13 protein-coding genes are annotated in these 16,079 nt (G+C 70.9%); 3 read left to right on the top strand and 10 right to left on the bottom strand.

What is annotated here, in order from left to right:
- The first annotated feature begins 155 nt into the window (after nucleotides 1-155).
- Entirely contained in the window at nucleotides 156-2,726 is a 2,571-nt protein-coding gene (gene ptsP, locus DEW08_RS26860; protein ID WP_109333104.1) for a phosphoenolpyruvate--protein phosphotransferase, read from the top strand.
- Nucleotides 2,727-2,789: 63 nt separating this feature from the next.
- On the opposite strand, the gene nikE is transcribed toward ptsP, so the two are convergent.
- The 5 genes from nikE to nikA all read right to left on the bottom strand — a co-directional run bounded on the left by nikE (nucleotide 2,790) and on the right by nikA (nucleotide 7,782).
- Complete coding sequence (nikE, locus tag DEW08_RS26865; RefSeq protein ID WP_109333106.1) at nucleotides 2,790-3,593, bottom strand: nickel import ATP-binding protein NikE; 804 nt, start codon at nucleotides 3,591-3,593, stop codon at nucleotides 2,790-2,792.
- On the bottom strand, nucleotides 3,590-4,372 hold the full coding sequence (locus DEW08_RS26870; RefSeq protein ID WP_425429143.1) for an ATP-binding cassette domain-containing protein: 783 nt from the start codon (nucleotides 4,370-4,372) through the stop codon (nucleotides 3,590-3,592). Before DEW08_RS26870 ends, nikE begins: the two co-directional genes overlap by 4 nt.
- The gene (gene nikC / locus DEW08_RS26875) at nucleotides 4,369-5,163 is read right to left on the bottom strand and encodes a nickel ABC transporter permease subunit NikC (RefSeq protein ID WP_168220538.1); all 795 of its coding nucleotides are present in this window, start codon (nucleotides 5,161-5,163) and stop codon (nucleotides 4,369-4,371) included. The genes DEW08_RS26870 and nikC overlap by 4 nt, the downstream gene beginning before the upstream one ends.
- Nucleotides 5,164-5,240: 77 nt before the next feature.
- Nucleotides 5,241-6,185, bottom strand: a complete 945-nt coding sequence (nikB, locus tag DEW08_RS26880; RefSeq protein ID WP_109333112.1) for a nickel ABC transporter permease subunit NikB — start codon at nucleotides 6,183-6,185, stop codon at nucleotides 5,241-5,243.
- A gap of 16 nt (nucleotides 6,186-6,201) precedes the next feature.
- On the bottom strand, nucleotides 6,202-7,782 hold the full coding sequence (nikA, locus tag DEW08_RS26885; RefSeq protein ID WP_109333114.1) for a nickel ABC transporter substrate-binding protein: 1,581 nt from the start codon (nucleotides 7,780-7,782) through the stop codon (nucleotides 6,202-6,204).
- A 219-nt stretch (nucleotides 7,783-8,001) separates the two neighbouring features.
- On the opposite strand from nikA, the gene nikR reads away from it, so the two are divergent.
- Entirely contained in the window at nucleotides 8,002-8,481 is a 480-nt protein-coding gene (gene nikR / locus DEW08_RS26890) for a nickel-responsive transcriptional regulator NikR (protein WP_109333116.1), read from the top strand.
- Nucleotides 8,482-8,551: 70 nt separating this feature from the next.
- On the opposite strand, the gene DEW08_RS26895 is transcribed toward nikR, so the two are convergent.
- Nucleotides 8,552-10,840: a calcium-binding protein gene (locus DEW08_RS26895; protein ID WP_168220525.1), complete on the bottom strand. Its 2,289-nt coding sequence runs from the start codon at nucleotides 10,838-10,840 to the stop codon at nucleotides 8,552-8,554.
- Complete coding sequence (locus DEW08_RS31400) at nucleotides 10,831-11,277, bottom strand: hypothetical protein (protein ID WP_168220526.1); 447 nt, start codon at nucleotides 11,275-11,277, stop codon at nucleotides 10,831-10,833. Before DEW08_RS31400 ends, DEW08_RS26895 begins: the two co-directional genes overlap by 10 nt.
- Nucleotides 11,278-11,694: 417 nt before the next feature.
- Between DEW08_RS31400 and DEW08_RS26900 the strand changes: the two genes are divergently transcribed.
- Nucleotides 11,695-12,612: a WcbI family polysaccharide biosynthesis putative acetyltransferase gene (locus tag DEW08_RS26900; protein WP_168220527.1), complete on the top strand. Its 918-nt coding sequence runs from the start codon at nucleotides 11,695-11,697 to the stop codon at nucleotides 12,610-12,612.
- Here the strand turns inward: DEW08_RS26900 and DEW08_RS26905 are convergent.
- The 3 genes from DEW08_RS26905 to DEW08_RS26915 all read right to left on the bottom strand — a co-directional run bounded on the left by DEW08_RS26905 (nucleotide 12,594) and on the right by DEW08_RS26915 (nucleotide 16,063).
- The gene (locus tag DEW08_RS26905; RefSeq protein ID WP_245987012.1) at nucleotides 12,594-13,646 is read right to left on the bottom strand and encodes a glycosyltransferase; all 1,053 of its coding nucleotides are present in this window, start codon (nucleotides 13,644-13,646) and stop codon (nucleotides 12,594-12,596) included. The two genes, DEW08_RS26900 and DEW08_RS26905, sit on opposite strands and share 19 nt — an antisense overlap.
- Before the next feature lie 80 nt (nucleotides 13,647-13,726).
- Complete coding sequence (locus tag DEW08_RS26910; RefSeq protein ID WP_109333122.1) at nucleotides 13,727-14,623, bottom strand: FecR family protein; 897 nt, start codon at nucleotides 14,621-14,623, stop codon at nucleotides 13,727-13,729.
- Nucleotides 14,624-14,677: 54 nt separating this feature from the next.
- Nucleotides 14,678-16,063 carry a tetratricopeptide repeat protein gene (locus DEW08_RS26915; RefSeq protein ID WP_245987013.1) on the bottom strand — a complete coding sequence of 462 codons (1,386 nt, stop codon included), beginning with the start codon at nucleotides 16,061-16,063 and terminating at the stop codon, nucleotides 14,678-14,680.
- Nucleotides 16,064-16,079 lie beyond the last annotated feature (16 nt).

The raw sequence follows: 16,079 nt of genomic DNA on the forward strand, positions 1-16,079 counted from the left end.
AACGCCGCCGCCGCGGCCGTGCGCGTTGACGAAATCCGCGCGCGGGCGTCCAATCCTCCGGACAAGTGCCAAGCCCCCGCTGGATCGAAGGCCGGGGCGAAGCGTTCAGTGACGACAGGAAACCGACGACACTGGCGAAGGGGGGAAAGGACATCATGAGCGCGATCACGCTTGCCGCACCGCTTGCCGGCTGGGCCATGCCGCTGGAGGACGTGCCCGATCCGGCCTTCGCGCAGGGGCTGGTCGGCGACGGCATGGCGATCGACCCGACGGTGAACGAGCTGCGCGCGCCGTGCGACGGCGTCGTGCTGTCGGTCCACCGCGCCCGCCACGCCTGCACCATCCGCGCGGCCAGCGGGGCGGAGGTCCTGCTGCATCTGGGCGTCGATACGGTCGGGCTGAACGGCGAGGGCTTCACCGCCCATGTCAGGGACGGCCAGCCGGTGCGGACCGGCGACCTGCTGCTGTCCTTCGACATGGATCTGGTGGGCAGCCGCGCCCACAGCCTGGTCAGCATGATGGTGGTGGTGAATGACGGCTTCACCGTCGACGGCCGCACCGTGAACCGGGAGGTGGCGGCCGGCGCCCCGGTGATGACGGTGGAGGGCGGGACCGCGCCGGCCGCCGCAGCGCCGGCGGCTGCGGCCGGACCCGCGGCCGGACCCGGAGCCGGCGGGGAGACGGCGGAACGGACGGTGCGGCTGCGCATCGCCCACGGGCTGCATGCGCGGCCGGCCGCCGCGCTGGTCGCCGCCGCCAAGGCCCATCCGGGCGCCGTCACGATCCTCTGCCGCGGCCAGACCGCCAACGCCAAGAGCGTGGTGGCGCTGATGGGGCTCGGCACCGTGGCGAACGACGAGCTGACGGTGCGCGCCACCGGCCCCGGCGCGCCGGGCGTGGTCGAGTCGCTGGCCGGGCTGATCGAGAGCGGCCTCGGCGACGAGATCGTCGAGGGGCCGCCGCCCGCCGCCGCGACTGCCGCCCCCGCTGCCGCCCCCGCGGTGGCGGAGGAGATCGGGCCGCCCTTCGCACCGGGCGAGGAGGTGCTGCTGAAGGGCACCATCGCCGTTCCCGGCGTGGCGGTCGGCACCGCGCTGCGCCGCTTCCGCGCCGCGGTCACGGTCCGGGAGGAGGGGCGCGGCGCGGCCGAGGAGGAGCGGCGGCTGCGCGGCGCGCTCGACCGCGTGGTCGCCGGCCTGTCGGACGCGGCGCGCCGGATGCCCGAGCATGCCGCGATCTTCCAGGCGCACCAGGAGCTGCTGGCCGATCCGGAGCTGCTGGACGGCGCGCTGGCCGACATCGGCGCCGGCAAGAGCGCCGAATGGGCGTGGAGCCGGGCGGCGCGCGGCCAAGCGGAGGTGCTGTCGCGCCTCGCCGACCCGCGCATGGCGGAGCGGGCGGCCGACCTGCGCGACCTGGAACAGCAGGTGCTGGCCGCGCTGTCGGGCCGGGAGCCGAGCGTCGGCCTCGCCGGCGTGCCGGAGGGCAGCATCGTGCTGGCCGACGAGATCCTGCCCTCGGACCTCGCCGGGGTGCCGGCGGGGCGTCTCGGCGGCATCTGCATGGTGCATGGCGGCCCGACCTCGCACGCGGTGATCCTGGCGGCGGCGCTGGGGGTGCCGACGGTGGTCGCCGTCGGCCGGCAGGCGGAGCGGATACCGGACGGCGCCTCCGTCATCGTCGACGGCAACCGCGGCGAGATCCGCGTCTCCCCGCCGGCCGAGGCGATGGAGGCGACGCGCGGCGCCGTCGCCAGCCGCGCCGCACGGCGGGAGGAGAACCGGCGGACGGCGCATGAGCCCTGCCGCACCGCCGACGGGACGCGGATCGAGGTCCTCGCCAACCTCGGCCGGGTCAGCGACGCGCCGGGGGCGGTGACCGAGGGGGCGGAGGGCTGCGGCCTGCTGCGCACCGAATTCCTGTTCCTGGAGCGCCAGTCCGCCCCGTCGGAGGACGAGCAGTACCGGCAGTACCAGCAGATCGCCGACGATCTCGGCGGCCGGCCGCTGGTGATCCGCACGCTGGACGTCGGCGGCGACAAGCCCCTGCCCTACCTCCCGCTGCCGAAGGAGGAGAATCCGGTGCTGGGCCTGCGTGGCGTGCGCGTCGGCCTGCGCGAGCCCGAGCTGCTGCGCGCCCAGATCCGCGCCATCCTGCGGGTGAGGCCGGCCGGCGTCTGCCGGATCATGGTGCCGATGATCGCCTCGCCCGCCGAGCTGCGGACGGTGCGGGCGATGGTCGACGAGGAGCGGGCGAGGCTGGGCCGGGCGGAGCCCATCGAGGTCGGCGCGATGATCGAGGTGCCGGCGGCGGCCCTGGTGGCGGACCGCATGTCGATCGTCGCCGACTTCCTGTCCATCGGCACCAACGACCTGACGCAGTATGTGCTGGCGATGGACCGCGGCAACCCGCATGTGGCGGCCCAGCTCGACGCGCTGCATCCCGGCGTGCTGCGGCTGATCCGCCAGACGGTGGCGGGGGCCGAGGTGCTCGGCCGCACGGTGGCGGTGTGCGGCGGCGCCGCCTCCGACCCGATGGCGGCGCCGCTGCTGATCGGGCTCGGCGTGACGGAGCTGTCGGCCACCCCGGCGGTGATCGCCGACCTCAAGGCCTTCATCCGCACGCTGCGGATCGCGGATTGCCGCCGCATCGCGGAGATGGCCCTGTCGCTGGACAGCGCCGAGGACGTGCGCCGGCTGGTCACGGAGACCTGGCCGGATCTGTGAGGGCCGGATCTGTAAGGGCCGGGACTGTGAGGGCCGGGGCGGGAGGACAGGCTCCTCCCGCCGTCACCGCGGCGGTCGGGCGGCTTCCGGAGTCGCGGGCAGCACGGCGCCGAGCAGCGCCCGTGCCGCCGGGTGGTCGAAGACGAGAGGGGAGCGGACCGGCCGGTCCTCCACCAGCTCCCCGTCGTGCAGCACCGCCACCCGGCTGCAGAACCGGCGGACCAGCCGGACGTCGTGGGTGATGAACAGGAAGGCGGTGCCCAGCCGGTCCCGCAGCCCGGCGAGCAGCTCCATGATCTGGATCTGCAGCACGAGGTCGAGGTTCGACACCGCCTCGTCCAGCAGGATCAGCCGGGGTTCCGGGGCGAGCGCGCGGGCGATGCAGACGCGCTGGACCTGACCGCCGCTCAAGCTCCCCGGCAGCCGGCCGGCATCCTCCGGCGCCAGCCCGACCAGCCGCAGCAGGTCCGCCACCCGCGCCGCCCGCCCCGGCGCGTCGAGGTCGGTCAGGTGGCGCAGCGGCTCGGCGACGATCCGGCCGATCCGGTGACGCGGATTGACGGCACCCAGCGGGTCCTGGAACACCGCCTGCACCGACCGGCGGAAGGCGCGGCGGCCGGCGGCGTCCAACCCGTCGATCGGCCGGCCGAGGCAGCGCACCGTGCCGCCGTCCGGCCGTTCGAGGCCGAGCATCAGGCGGGCCAGCGTGCTCTTCCCCGACCCGCTGGCGCCGAGCAGCGCCACGCTCTCCCCCTCGCGCACCGACAGGCTGACGCCGCGCAGCACCGTCTTCGCCGGACCGCCGCCGAAGGCGCCTTGTCCGGCATACCGCTTCTCCACCGCCTCGGCGGCCAGCAGGACCGTCACGCGACCTCCTCCGGATAGAGCGCCCGATGGGCGGCGAGCAGGGCGCGGGCTGCGCCGGAGCGCGGCGCCGCGAACAGGTCGGCCACCGGCGCCGTCTCGACGATGCGGCCGGCCTCCATCACCGCCACGTCGTCGGCCAGACGGGCGACCACCCCCATGTCGTGGGTGACGATCAGCACCCCCAGCCCCCGCGTGGCGACCAGCCGCTCGATCAGCGTCAGGATATGCGCCTGGGCCAGCGGGTCGAGGTCGGTCGTCGGCTCGTCGGCCAGCAGGAAGGGCACCCCGGCCAGCAGCGCCAGGGCGATCATCATGCGCTGGAGCATGCCGCCGCTCATCTCGAAGGGATGCAGCCGGGCGACGCGCCCGGGCTCGGGCAGGCCGACCTCGGCCAATGCCTCGGCCAGACGCTCGTCCAGCGCGCCGGCATCCCCGCGCAGCGCCAGCGTCTCGCGCGCGTGGGCCCGCATGGTCAGCACCGGGTTGAAGGCGCTGCGCGGATTCTGCATCACCGTCGCCACCACCCGGCCGGGCAGCGCCGCCGGTTCGACCGCCACGCCGTCCAGACGGACCCGGCCGGCAAGCCGCTCCACCCCGGGCGGCGCCAGACCCTGCAGCCCCAGGCAGGTCAGGGATTTGCCCGACCCGCTGGCGCCGACCAGCGCGGTGACCCGTCCGCGCTCCACCGCCAGATCGATGCCATGCACCAGCTCCACCGGCCGGCCGTCGCGGCGGGCGGAAAGCCGCAGCCCCTCCACGCTCAGGCGATGCGCGCTCAATGGTCGCCCCCTCCCAGCGTCGGATCGAGCCGGTCGCGCAGGGCGTCGCCCAGCAGGTTGAAGCCCATCACCGTCAGCAGGATCATCAGCCCCGGCCACAGCATCAGCATCGGCTGGGTCCAGATGAACTCGCGCGCGTCGTTGATCATCACGCCCCATTCCGGCGTCGGCGGCGTCACCCCCAGCCCCAGGAAGGACAGGCCGGCGACATGCAGGATCATGTGCCCGATGTCGAGCGTCGCCAGCACCACGAGCTGCACCAGCACCCCCGGCAGGATATGGTCCATGAAGACGCGCGGGCGCGACGCGCCGGAGACCATGGCGGCGGCCACGAAGTCGCGCTCGCGCAGCGACAGCACCATGCCGCGGACGATGCGGGCGTACCAGGCCCAGTGCGACAGCGCGATCGCCAGCACCACGTTGGTCAGCCCGGTGCCGAGCACGCCGACCATGAACATGGCGAGCACGAAGGTCGGCACGGTCAGGAAGCCGTCGCACACCCGCATGATGATCCGGTCGGCCCGCCCGCCGAGGAAGCCCGACAGGCCACCGACGCCGATGCCCAGCGCCAGGATCAGGGCGACGATGACGGCGACCGCCCCCAGCGACACCGAGGCGCCGTGCAGCAGCCGGGCCAGCAGGTCGCGCCCGAGATGGTCGGTGCCGAGCCAGTGGGCGGCGCCCGGCCCCTCCAGCCGGGCCATCAGGTCGACGGCTTCCGGATCCCAGGGCAGCAGGGGGGCCGCCAGGGCGGCCAGCGCCATCGCGCCGACCAGGACCAGCCCGGCCATCGTCGTGCGGCGGGGCCGGGGCCACCGGAGCCGCCGGCGGCGGATGGCGGGCACGGCGTCGTCCCGGATCAGCGCGCTCATCGCCCGACCTCCCGCGCCAGCCGGATGCGCGGATCGAGCCACGCATAGAGGATGTCGACGGCCAGATTGCACAGCACGAAGATCACCGTCATCAGCAGGGTGAAGCACTGCAGCACCGGATAGTCGCGGTTGTAGATGGCGGAGACGGCATAGCGCCCCACCCCCGGCCAGCCGAAGATGTTCTCGATCACCAGCGTGCCGCCCAGCAGCTCGCCGATGTGCATGCCGGTCGCGGTGACGATGGGCAGCAGGGCGTTGCGCAGGATGTGGCCGTGGACGACCCGCCGCTCCGGCAGGCCGCGCAGCCGGGCGTAGAGGACGTGGCGCTGCCCCGCGGTCTCCAGCATGCTGGCGCGCAGCAGCCGGGCGTTGATGCACAGCGACATCAGCGCCACCGCGGCCACCGGCATCACCATGTGCGACCAGCCGCCCCGGCCGAGCGGCGGCAGCCAGTCGAGCGTCACGGCGAACAGCAGCACCAGCAGGAAGCCCAGCCAGAAGTTCGGGATCGACACGCCGACGAAGGCGAGCGCCCGCACCAGATGGTCGGGCAGGCGGTCGCGGTGCCGCGCCGCCCACATGCCGAGCGGCAGGCTCACCGCCAGCGTGACGGCCAGCGCGGCGGCGCCGAGCTGCAGGGTGGCCGGCAGATAGTAGAGCAGATCGTCCAGCACCGGCCGGCGGGTGACGTAGGACAGCCCGAAATCGAGGTGAAGCGCCTGCCACAACCAGGACAGATACTGCTCCGCCAGCGGCCGGTCGAGACCGAGCAGCCGCTGCGCCGCGGCGACGGCGGCGTCGGTCGGCGGGATGCCGGACAGGCGCAGGTAATCCAGCGCCGGGTCGCCGCGCCCCAGCCGCAGCAGCAGGAACACGCCGACCGACACCGCCAGCAGCAGCGGCGGCAGGGTCAGCAGGCGGCCGGCGATGAAGCGCAGCATCGTCCCTCTCCCGCCGTCAGGGTGCCGGCCGCATCGCGCCGAACGGGATCTCGTAGGCGCTGGCGCCGAAGCCGACCCCCTCCACCCCCCGGCTGACGGCCATGACGGTCAGGTAGGACAGCGGCAGATAGACCGCCTGCTCGTGCAGGGTGGTCAGGATGTCGCGGTAGAGCGCCTGCCGCTCCGTCTCGTCGGTGGTCACCAGCACGGCGCCGATCCTGGCGTCGATCTCCGCCTTCATCGGCAGGCCGCGCTGCGCCTGGTAATCGGCGTGCGCCGGCACCCGCATCGAACCCACGAAGGAGTGCGGATCGTAGGGCGCCCCCCAGGTGTCGCCGAAGATCAGGCCGAAGCGGCCGTCCTTCTGCCGGGCCTGGATGGCGTTCTCCTCCTCGCCGACCAGGACGGCCTCGAAGCCGACCGCCTTCAGGTTGGCCTGGATCGCCTCCGCGAGCGCCTTCTCCCGCGCGTCGTTGCCGATGAAGCACAGCTCCACCCGCAGCGGCCGGCCGTCGCGCTGGCGCACCGTCCCGCCGGGCGGCAGGGTCCAGCCCGCCTCGTCGAGCAGCCGCGCCGCCCGGGCCGGGTCGTGGGCGTAAGGCGCCAGGCCGAGGTCGGTGTAGGGAAAATTGGCGGCGAAGAGGGTGTCGGCCCGCGGCTCCAGCCCATAGAGCAGCTTGGCGATGATCGCATCCTTGTTCACCGCGTGGTTGATGGCGCGGCGCACGGCAAGGTCGCTGGTCGGGGCACGGCCGCTGTTGATCGCCATCGTCCGGGTGGCGAGCGGCGGCGACACCGCGGTCCGGCCGGTGCCGCGCGCCTTGAAACGGGTGAAGCTGTCGGCCGAGATCTGGCCGGTGCCGCCGTAGATCAGGTCGATCTCGCCCGTCTCGAAGGCGACGGCGCGGGCGGTGGGATCGGGGATGACCTTGACGACGATGCGCTCGTAGGCCGGCTTCGGCCCCCAATAGGACGGATTGCGCGTGAAGACGTCGTATTCGCCCTTCTTCGTCGCGGTCAGCATCCACGGCCCGGTGCCGACCGGGGAGCGGACGCCTTCGGGGGCGAGGACCGACGGGGCGGCGAAACGCACCGGGCGGATCAGCGCCAGTTCCGGCAGGGTCGGGTAGTAGGGCGCCTTCAGGGCGAGGCGGACCTTGTGGGGGGCCAGCACCTCGACCGCCTGGATCTGCGCGATCAGCGCCAGCCACTCATGCCTGGAGCGGTCGGCCAGGATGGCATCGAAGTTGGCCTTGACCGCCGCCGCGTCGAACGGCGTGCCGTCGGAGAAGACCACGCCCTCGCGCAGGGTGAAGTCGTAGGTCCGGCCGTCCGGCGACACGGTCCAGGCGGTGGCCAGCCACGGCTCGATGGTGCCGCCGTCGCGGTAGCGCACCAGCGGTTCGTAGACCATCGCCTGGGCGAACATCTGGTTGGGCGAATAGCGGTGCGGGTCGAGCGGCCCGACGTTGCTGGTCCAGGAGTAGGTCAGCGTGCCCCCGGGGCTGGCCGCCGCCGCCGCATGTCCCCCGGCCGCCGCCGCCAGAAAAAGGGCGGCCGTCGCCACCCGGGCGAGACTCCTCCGCCATGCCGCCATCGCATCCCCCGTTCGGTTCGGCTCCTGCCATGGTCCCCGGTCGCGGTCGCGGCATGCGCGCCGCCCCCGCCCGCCCGCCGGTTGCGGATGGACGGTCGCGGCGGGTGGCCCTATGGTCATGGCGGGAACGATACGGCCGGATGGGTATGATGTCTACGAAGAATCATCACACTTGCGGCACAGCGGCATCTTGACCCAGCTCACACGGTTGGAGGCGACATGCAACGGGTGACGATCACGTTGGACGATGATCTGCTGGCCGACATCGACCGGCTGGTCGAGCGGCGCGGCTACCAGGGACGGTCCGAGGCGATCCGCGACCTTGCCCGCAGCGGTTTGGCGGAGGCCGCCGCGGCGGAGGGGGAGACGGGTCCCTGCGTGGCGGCGCTCGTCTATATCTACGACCATGCGGCGCGGGAGCTGTCGAGGCGGCTGACCACCGCCTTTCATGAGCATCACAAGCTGACGCTGACCACGCTCCACGTCCATCTGGACCACGGAAGCTGCATGGAGGTGTCGGTGCTGAAAGGCGACGAGGCGGCGGTGCGCGGCATGGCCGAACGGGTGATCGCCGAGCGCGGCGTGCGCCATGGCCGCGCGGTCGTGATTCCGATGCGCGACGGGGAAGCCGGCGACGGGCATCACCACCACGACCACGACCATCCTGGAGCCCATCCCCCGGACGCCCCGCCGGACTGACCGGGCTGTTCCGGCCGGCCGGCGCCGCACCGGTACCGTCGGGACGGGGCCGGGCGTCCCGGCGATCCGGCTACGGCCCCGGCACAGGAGACCCGGCGAAGAGGTAGTCGCTGCCCTGCGTGAAGGAGGGAAGGCCCCTGGCAATCCCGCCGACCTCCAGCGTCGAGCCGTCGGAGAAGGAGAATCTGGCGCGCCAGGACATGGCGCCTTCGATGGGCGCATAGGGCGCCACATCCGTGACCGTCACCGGTGCGGCAAGGTCGCTTGGCGAATAGCCGGTGAACAGAATGCGGTCCCCGGCCGCGTCGAAGCCGGCGATCGTATCCTTGCCGAACCCGTCGCCGGCCTCGCGGCCGACGACGATCAGGTCCGGAGCGTCGTCGAAGGCCACCAGCCCGCGGCTGTCCGGGGTGCCGCCGGCATCGAGACGGTCATCGCCCAGACCGCCGATCAGCGTGTCGCGGCCCTGGGCAGGACTCCCGTCTCCCTCCGGCGCGCCGGCCGGTCCCAAGCTGTCGTTGCCGGCGCCACCGATGCAAAGGTCGTCGCCGGGGCCGCCGCTGAGACTGTCGTCGCCAGCCATCCCGACCAGCGTGTCGTCTCCGGCCAGACCGGCAAGACCGTTCGCCGCCCCGTTGCCGGTGATGTGGTTGGACAGCGCGTTTCCCCAGGCGATGGATGCGGAGCCACGCGGCTCCGCCTGCATCGTCAGGATCTCGATCCAGTCCGCCATCCGATAGGAGCCCTTGACGTGGACCGCGTCGGTTCCTTCCCCCGGCTTCTCCTCGATGACGTCGGCAGGAGCCGAGATGTCCGCGGTGCCGTTGATCCAGTAGACGTCGTCGCCCGGCCCGCCGGCCAGCAGATCGGCGGCCGCATCGTCGCCGCCATAGAGCGTGTCGTTGCCCGACCCGCCGATGACGCTGTCGCTTCCGCCGCCGCCGCCGACCACATCGTCGCCCGGCCCGCCGTCGGCCCGGTCGTCGCCTCTGGTCGCCCAGATCGTGTCGTCGCCGTCGAGCCCGTCGATCCGGTTGTTCCCGCCGTTGCCGATCAGCAGGTTGGCGTGGCGGTTGCCGATGGCCGCCCCGTTGGCGGACGCGCCTTTTTCCTGCAGCCGCAGATTCTCCAGGGAGTCGTCCAAGGTCCAGGAGAAGCGGGCGATCACCGTGTCGATTCCCCCGCCGGGCCGTTCAACGATGCGGTCCTCCGGACCGTTGACCCAGAAGCGATCATCTCCGGAACCGCCGACGAGCGTGTCCGCCACGCCGTCGTCGCCGGCATAGAGCGTGTCGTTGCCGGCCCCGCCCGTCACGCTGTCCGAATCCGGGCCGCCCCCCAGCAGGTCGTGACCATCGGCGCCGTCGACCAGATCGCCGCCGTTGCCGGCAAAGACGGTATCGGCACCGGAACCGCCGGCCAGCGTGTCCTGGCCGTCGCCGCCGGTCATGTCGTCGGAGCCGCCCGCTCCGTCCACACGGTCGTCGCCTGCGCCCGCGACGATGGTATCGTTGTCGCCCCCCGCGAGGATCGTGTCGCTTCCCGCCAGTCCGTGGATGACGTCATCGCCGGAACCGCCCGTCAGGCGGTCATCATCCATCGTTCCGGTGATCCGCTGCCCGTCGCGGCCGCTCAAGCTGGCGACGAAGACGTCGAACCCCCTGTTCCGGTCGCCTTGAACGAGGCCTCCGGCATTGCTCGTGAGCACCAGGGTGCGGCCGTCGTCGGAGAAGTCGCAGATGTACACACTGGGATCGCCACCGGGACCGGAGGCGCCGGCCGGTCCGGACGTCACCCGCACCGTCTCGCCGCTCACCAGATCCCTGACGAAGATGTCCGTCCGGCCGTTGGTGTCATTCGGGACGATGTTGCTGGCCGAGCTTTCGAAGGCCACACGCCTGCCGTCGGCCGACAGCGCCCCCCGCCCCGCGGCGCCGTTCGGCGCGCTGCCGTCGGCGGCACCGCTGACCCGCGTGACGATCCCGGTCTTCAGGTCCTTCAGGAAGAGGTCCTGACGGTTGTCCTGGTCGCCCGGCACGAGGCCGTTCTCCGCGCTTTCGAACAGCAGCATGGTGCCGTCGGCGGAGAGCTGGCCCCACATGCTGTGCCGGGCGGCAAGCGAGACCTCGCCGGTGACCGTGTCCTTGAGCAGGAGCAGGCCGCCCCCCGGCTTTTCGATGCCGGGGACGAGATTGGTGGCCTGGGTGGAGATCAGGACCTTCGAGGCGTCCGCCGACATCGAGATGCCATAGGCGGACTCGTCGGCGGGACGGCCGTTGACGTCCGTGCTGACCATCGTCCGGGCGCCGCTGAGCATGTCGACGAGATAGACCTCGGAGCCGGCGCTTGTCAGGAGCATCGTCCTGCCGTCTTTGGAAAAGAGATACCCGTCGTTTCCTTCGGTATCGTCGACCAGATCGACGGCCGCCGACTTGAGATCGGCGATGGCGACATAGTCGTTGAAGCCTGAATAGCCGGGTTCGAGGCTTCTGAACGCGATCCTGGACCCGTCCCCGACAAAGACCGGCCAGACGCCGCCCAGGTCATGCCTGTCCTGTTGAGGCGCGCGGGGACGTAACGCACGACCTCGCCCGTCTGCAGATCCTTGACGAAGACGTCGAAGTACCGGTTGGTGTCTCCGGCCACGAGATCGCCGGAGTCGCTGTGGAACGCGACCTTCGTGCCGTCGGGGGACAGGGACGCGCCGGGAGCGAACTGCAGGTCGCCCCGGCTCTGCACGCCCTCGGCATTGCGATTGGCGATGACGATGCGCGTCACGGTCAGAGGAGCGCTCATAGCCGTTCATTCCCCGCTTCGGTCCACACCCCTTCGGCCCGATGCCCGGCATGGCGCCGAACCCACCGGCCTCGCGATTCAACGTTCGGTTCAGGCGGGGTCCGGGATCAATCGACCCGAGGGTATATGTACCGACGGGGCGCCCGACACGGTCCCGCGAGCGTGGCCGGCGAAGTCGGCGGCACGGGCCGGCGGGGCGCGGTTCGCGCAACCCTGCCCGCCACCCTGTCGCCAGACCCAGCGTGGCGGCCCGCCGGATCGGGGGGCTGGTTGCCGGCGCCGATCCCCCCCGGAACCCGCCCGGTGTCGCAGGCCGATGCACAGGATCCGCCCTTTTCGGCTTGGGATATCGGGAGGCCTCATGCATAAACCAAGCGAGGCCGCGCATCCCCGACAGCGCAGGATCCGATAGGAACCATGATTCTATATGGGAACCAGGCCAGTGATGCCGAACTGGTGCTGTTGTACGGCAATTGCCAGATCCCGTTCCTGGCACGCCTGCTGGCTGCGGCCCGTGACGACAAGGGCTATCTCTGTGTTTTGAATCACGCCCCGCCGGGCAGGGAACCGGAAAGACCCACGGCCGGACAGTTGCGCCGCTGCACCTTGTATCTGGAGCAGTACGACAGCCAGCCCGATTTGCCGGCGTGGACGGTCGTGGGCGACATCCGGCGCCATGGGCTGCCGTTGCGGACATTTCTTCGCAACGCCTGCCCTTCCGATTGTCCGAAGATCGTTTTCCCCAGCTTCGTAATGACCGCCCTCTGGCCTTTCGCGACCATCGGCGATCCGCGCAATGTGCCTGAACCTGATTATGTGTGGGGCCGCTTTCCCTATGGCAACCGGCTGGCGCTGGAGGTGCTGGCCAGTGGACTGACCGGTCCGGCCGCACTGGCCGCCTACATGGAGCGGTCGGCCGCGTGCATGCCGAACCCGCAGGAGACGCTGGACAGGGTGCGGAGCAAGCTGGAAAGCCGCGATGCCAACTGCGATGTCGGGATTGCGGATTACGTGTGGGCCAATTTCCGGGAGCGCCACATGTTTCTGGGCTATGCCCATGTCCGAGCCTATGCCATAGGCGAACTGGCCGCCCGCCTGTACGATGCCATGCATGCGCTGATCGGAGGCGATGGCGATGCGGCCAGACAGAGACTGCGGGCCGCCGCGAGCATGCTTCCGGACATGGATTCGCTGGAAGAACCGATCGATCCCGTGGTCGCCCGGGGGCTGGGCTTGAAATTCTACAAGCCGGGGATGCGTTTCCGGTGGTACAACCAGCACTGGACGTTCGAAGAGTACATGACCCGCTATCTGGCCTATGACGTAAACTGGTGAGTTACCGGATACGCAACGGATGCGGCGTCGCCGGGATGGCGGACGGCACGGCGGCTCATGTCAGCGCCCGTGCCGGTCGAGAAGGCCCAGAGCTTCGTCCAGCGCGCAGGCGCCATCGGCCAGCATCCGCCGAGCGTTGGCGATTGCCGCCTCCGAAGCCTCTCCCCAAACGGTGATGTCGAAATAGAATCTCCGCACCGTCTCGTTCCACAGCGCCCCCGGACCTTGCGCGTCCAGGACGGCGCCTCCCCTCCAACCGTGGCCGGCAATGCCCCCCTGTCGCTTGCCAGGACGGGCAAGCCGTTCAACTGCGCTTCCACCACGGTGCGGCCGTAAGCCTCTTCCCATACGCTCGGCATCAGCAGAAGACGGGAATCGCGGAACAGCTCGCGCACGTCCACGGTGGCGGGGCGCCACTCCACATTCGGCAATGCCCCGAAACGCCGTTGCAGCCAGGCCCGCCAGCCTTCCCCGACATGCCAGCTCTCGGCGATCAGGAAGGGCAGGTCCGGGTTGCCCGCTGCAACCTCCATCACCCGCTCGATGCCTTTCTCCGGCACCGGATTCACGAACAGCACACGATCGCCGGTGCCGGGCACGCGGTAACGGTCGGCGCGAATGACCGGCGGCAGGATGTGGCAGCGGATCCCGAACAGGGCCTTCCAGCGGCTGGCGGTGAAGCGCGAGTTGGCGAAGTACAGGATGGCGGGATCAGGTGGCAGGGTTCCGCCGATCCGATGGATCTCGACATTGTGCAGATACACGGCGGCGGGACGCCCCGTATCCAGGGCCGACGCCAGCATTGCCGCAAGGCTGTAGCCGCTCTGGACCAGAAGCACCGATGCCCCGGCGTCCGCCGCGACCTGAGCCAGCGCGGCGACGGGATCCGCCGCCCGCACAACCGGATAGCCCAGGGAATGGTCGTGCCGGAGCGAGGGGCCGCTCTCCCGCCCATCCATGCGGCCGCATAGAACCGTCACGCCGCATCCCCGGTCCAGAAGGGCGAGGGCCAGCTCATCGGTGCTGGTCTGCAACCCGCCCCGCGTCTCCGGCAGATGGGGGTAGGACGAACACAGGAGAACATGCATGGGCGTGAGCGGGCCGCAGCCCCCCGTCAGGAGGTCACGGTCGGCGGCACCGTGCGCACGTTGTTGACCGGCGGAGGAGTGTCGCTGGAGTTGATCACGTCGGGCCGGTTGTTCGACATGGCTGCGCCCACCAGACTCGACGCGGGGTTGCCCAGCCGGTCCTCGGCGAGGGTCGATCCGGGATTGTCGGTTCCGGTCGGCCGATCGCTGGTCGACACCAAGGGGGCCGCGCCCGGACCCGGCTGGCTCCCGGCCACGGACGGCTCCGGCGTCCCGGCTGGCGCACCGGGCGGCGGGCCGGCTTCGAAACGGCTGGCGAGCGACGACAACTGCTGAGGCGACCGCCGCTCCGCCGAGGATATCCGGTCGATCGACCCGGAGATCGAGAAACCCGGCCGCAGGACGGTCTGGCTGTTGCCGCTGGTGTTCGTCATCCGCATCTCCTGACCGAACAGGAAGGTGCTGGAGGTGTTCTGCCCATTGGTCTCGACGATGGAGATGCCGCCCAGGATACCGACGGTGGCGCTTGGCGTGCGCACCTCGGTTTCATGCCCCTTGCTGTTCAGCCCGCCCACGACCCGGACGCTGCCGGTGTTCAGCGTCATGGCGATCTTGCCCGACCGGCTCGCCTCGTCATGGTTGAAGACGTCGATCGACAGGCTGGAATCGGGGCCCAGGGTGATCGAGGATTGGTCGAGGAACAGGATGTGGATGATGCCGTCCGGCCCCGTCCGCAGCTCCTCCCCGGCTCGCACGGCGTCGCCGAGGGCCACGGCCGTCGCGCTGCCCGCGATGCTGCGGGTCGACGCGACCGCACCCGTCACGACGCCGGCCCTGGAGCTATCCGCCGCAGCCGTCGAGGTGGCGACCGTCGTCAGCGCAGCCACCGCAAACAACCAATCTTTCGAATCTGCCGGTGCCATCGTTCTCTCGTTCCATCCGATCCGGTATGAGGGAGCCCGGTCGCTTGTCCGCGGTTAAAAGTTCCAGACGACGCTGGTCTGTCCGATCAGATTTCCATAGGAGTAGTTGGGCAGATTGGAATCCGACGTCGCGTATTCGACCGCCAGCACGAGCGAGATGGAGTCGACGACGGGAACCACCTGCTTTGCTCCGACGCGCCATTCCACATCCCGGCGGGTGACCGAGGGATCCACCAAGGGGTCGGAGCCGTCATACTGGCGCAGGGTCGGTCCGGCATAGAGGCTGCTGCCCCACAGCCGCCCCTCTCCACCGAAGGGGCTGGAGTAATTCACGCTGTAGGTCGCCCGCGCCTCGACGCTCCGGTAGGCGAAGTAGCGGCGGCTGGCATTGTGGTCGCGCAGCACGACGTCCAGTCCCACCGTCTGCAGGGGCGCCACCTCCTGCGTGCCGCGCAGTTGCAGGAACTGCTCGTAACCGCTCTGGGCGCCGGATTCGAAGATGTCGGCCCGGTCGGCGAAGGCCGTCCGGCGGATGTCATAGGTCGCCCCCACCAGCGTTGCGCCGCCGTTGAGGCGGTAGTCGACGTCGAGGCCGACACCGGCGGACGCCATGTACTGATGGCCGTCCAGCAGCAGTTCGCTTCCGGCCAGATAGGGCCGAACCGTCAGATCGGGGGCATCGGACGGCGCCGGCTTGAAACGGACGCCGGTCGTCGCGCCCAGTGCCACCAGATCCCGGGGATCGTACTTGGTCGTCCGGGTGTTGTAATCGGCCGCATTCCGGTAGCGGTTGGCGAACAGGTTCGCCGTGGTCACCAGGGTAGCGCTGTCCTGCGTACCGAAATCCCATTCGTGGGCGGCGTTGGCGCTGAGGAAGGCGTCCATTCCCCCCTTGCGCCGCAACTCATCCCCCCTGGTGTAAGGCGCGCCGCCGAACATCAGCCTGTCCGACCGGGCGGCGGCGGTGGGGTTGGTTTGTCCCCGCAAGCCCACGGACAGGCTGCCGACCAGGAAGCCCCCCGGCGCGGTGCGCCGCGCGATGTCCTGCACGAGGCTTTCCGCGACCTTGCGAACCTCGTTCGACAGGCGCGGATCGGCGAGTGCGGCGCGCAGGTAGCCTTCCGCCATACCGTAGGATTCGACCCGGTAGTAAAGGACGCCCAACTCCACCCGGATCGACGGATCGGCTGCGGGATCGAGAAGCAGCCGCTCCAGCGCCGCGATACCGCCTTCGTAGTTTCCGGCCGCGACCAGCAGGCGCGCATAGGTCTGCCCGGCCTGGAGATTGCCCGGACTGCGCAGAACCTCGCGGAAGGCCTCGTTCACCTGGGCGTCGGTGTTGGGGGTCGGAACCTGCTGGGCGAGTGCGGTCGCGCCGAGCGCGGAGACCCCACCCAGGACCATCGTCGCCATAAGGCCCACACGCAGCATCTTGCCCATTCCCCGCCCGAAACCC

This window comes from Azospirillum thermophilum, from assembly GCF_003130795.1.
Lineage (GTDB): Bacteria > Pseudomonadota > Alphaproteobacteria > Azospirillales > Azospirillaceae > Azospirillum > Azospirillum thermophilum.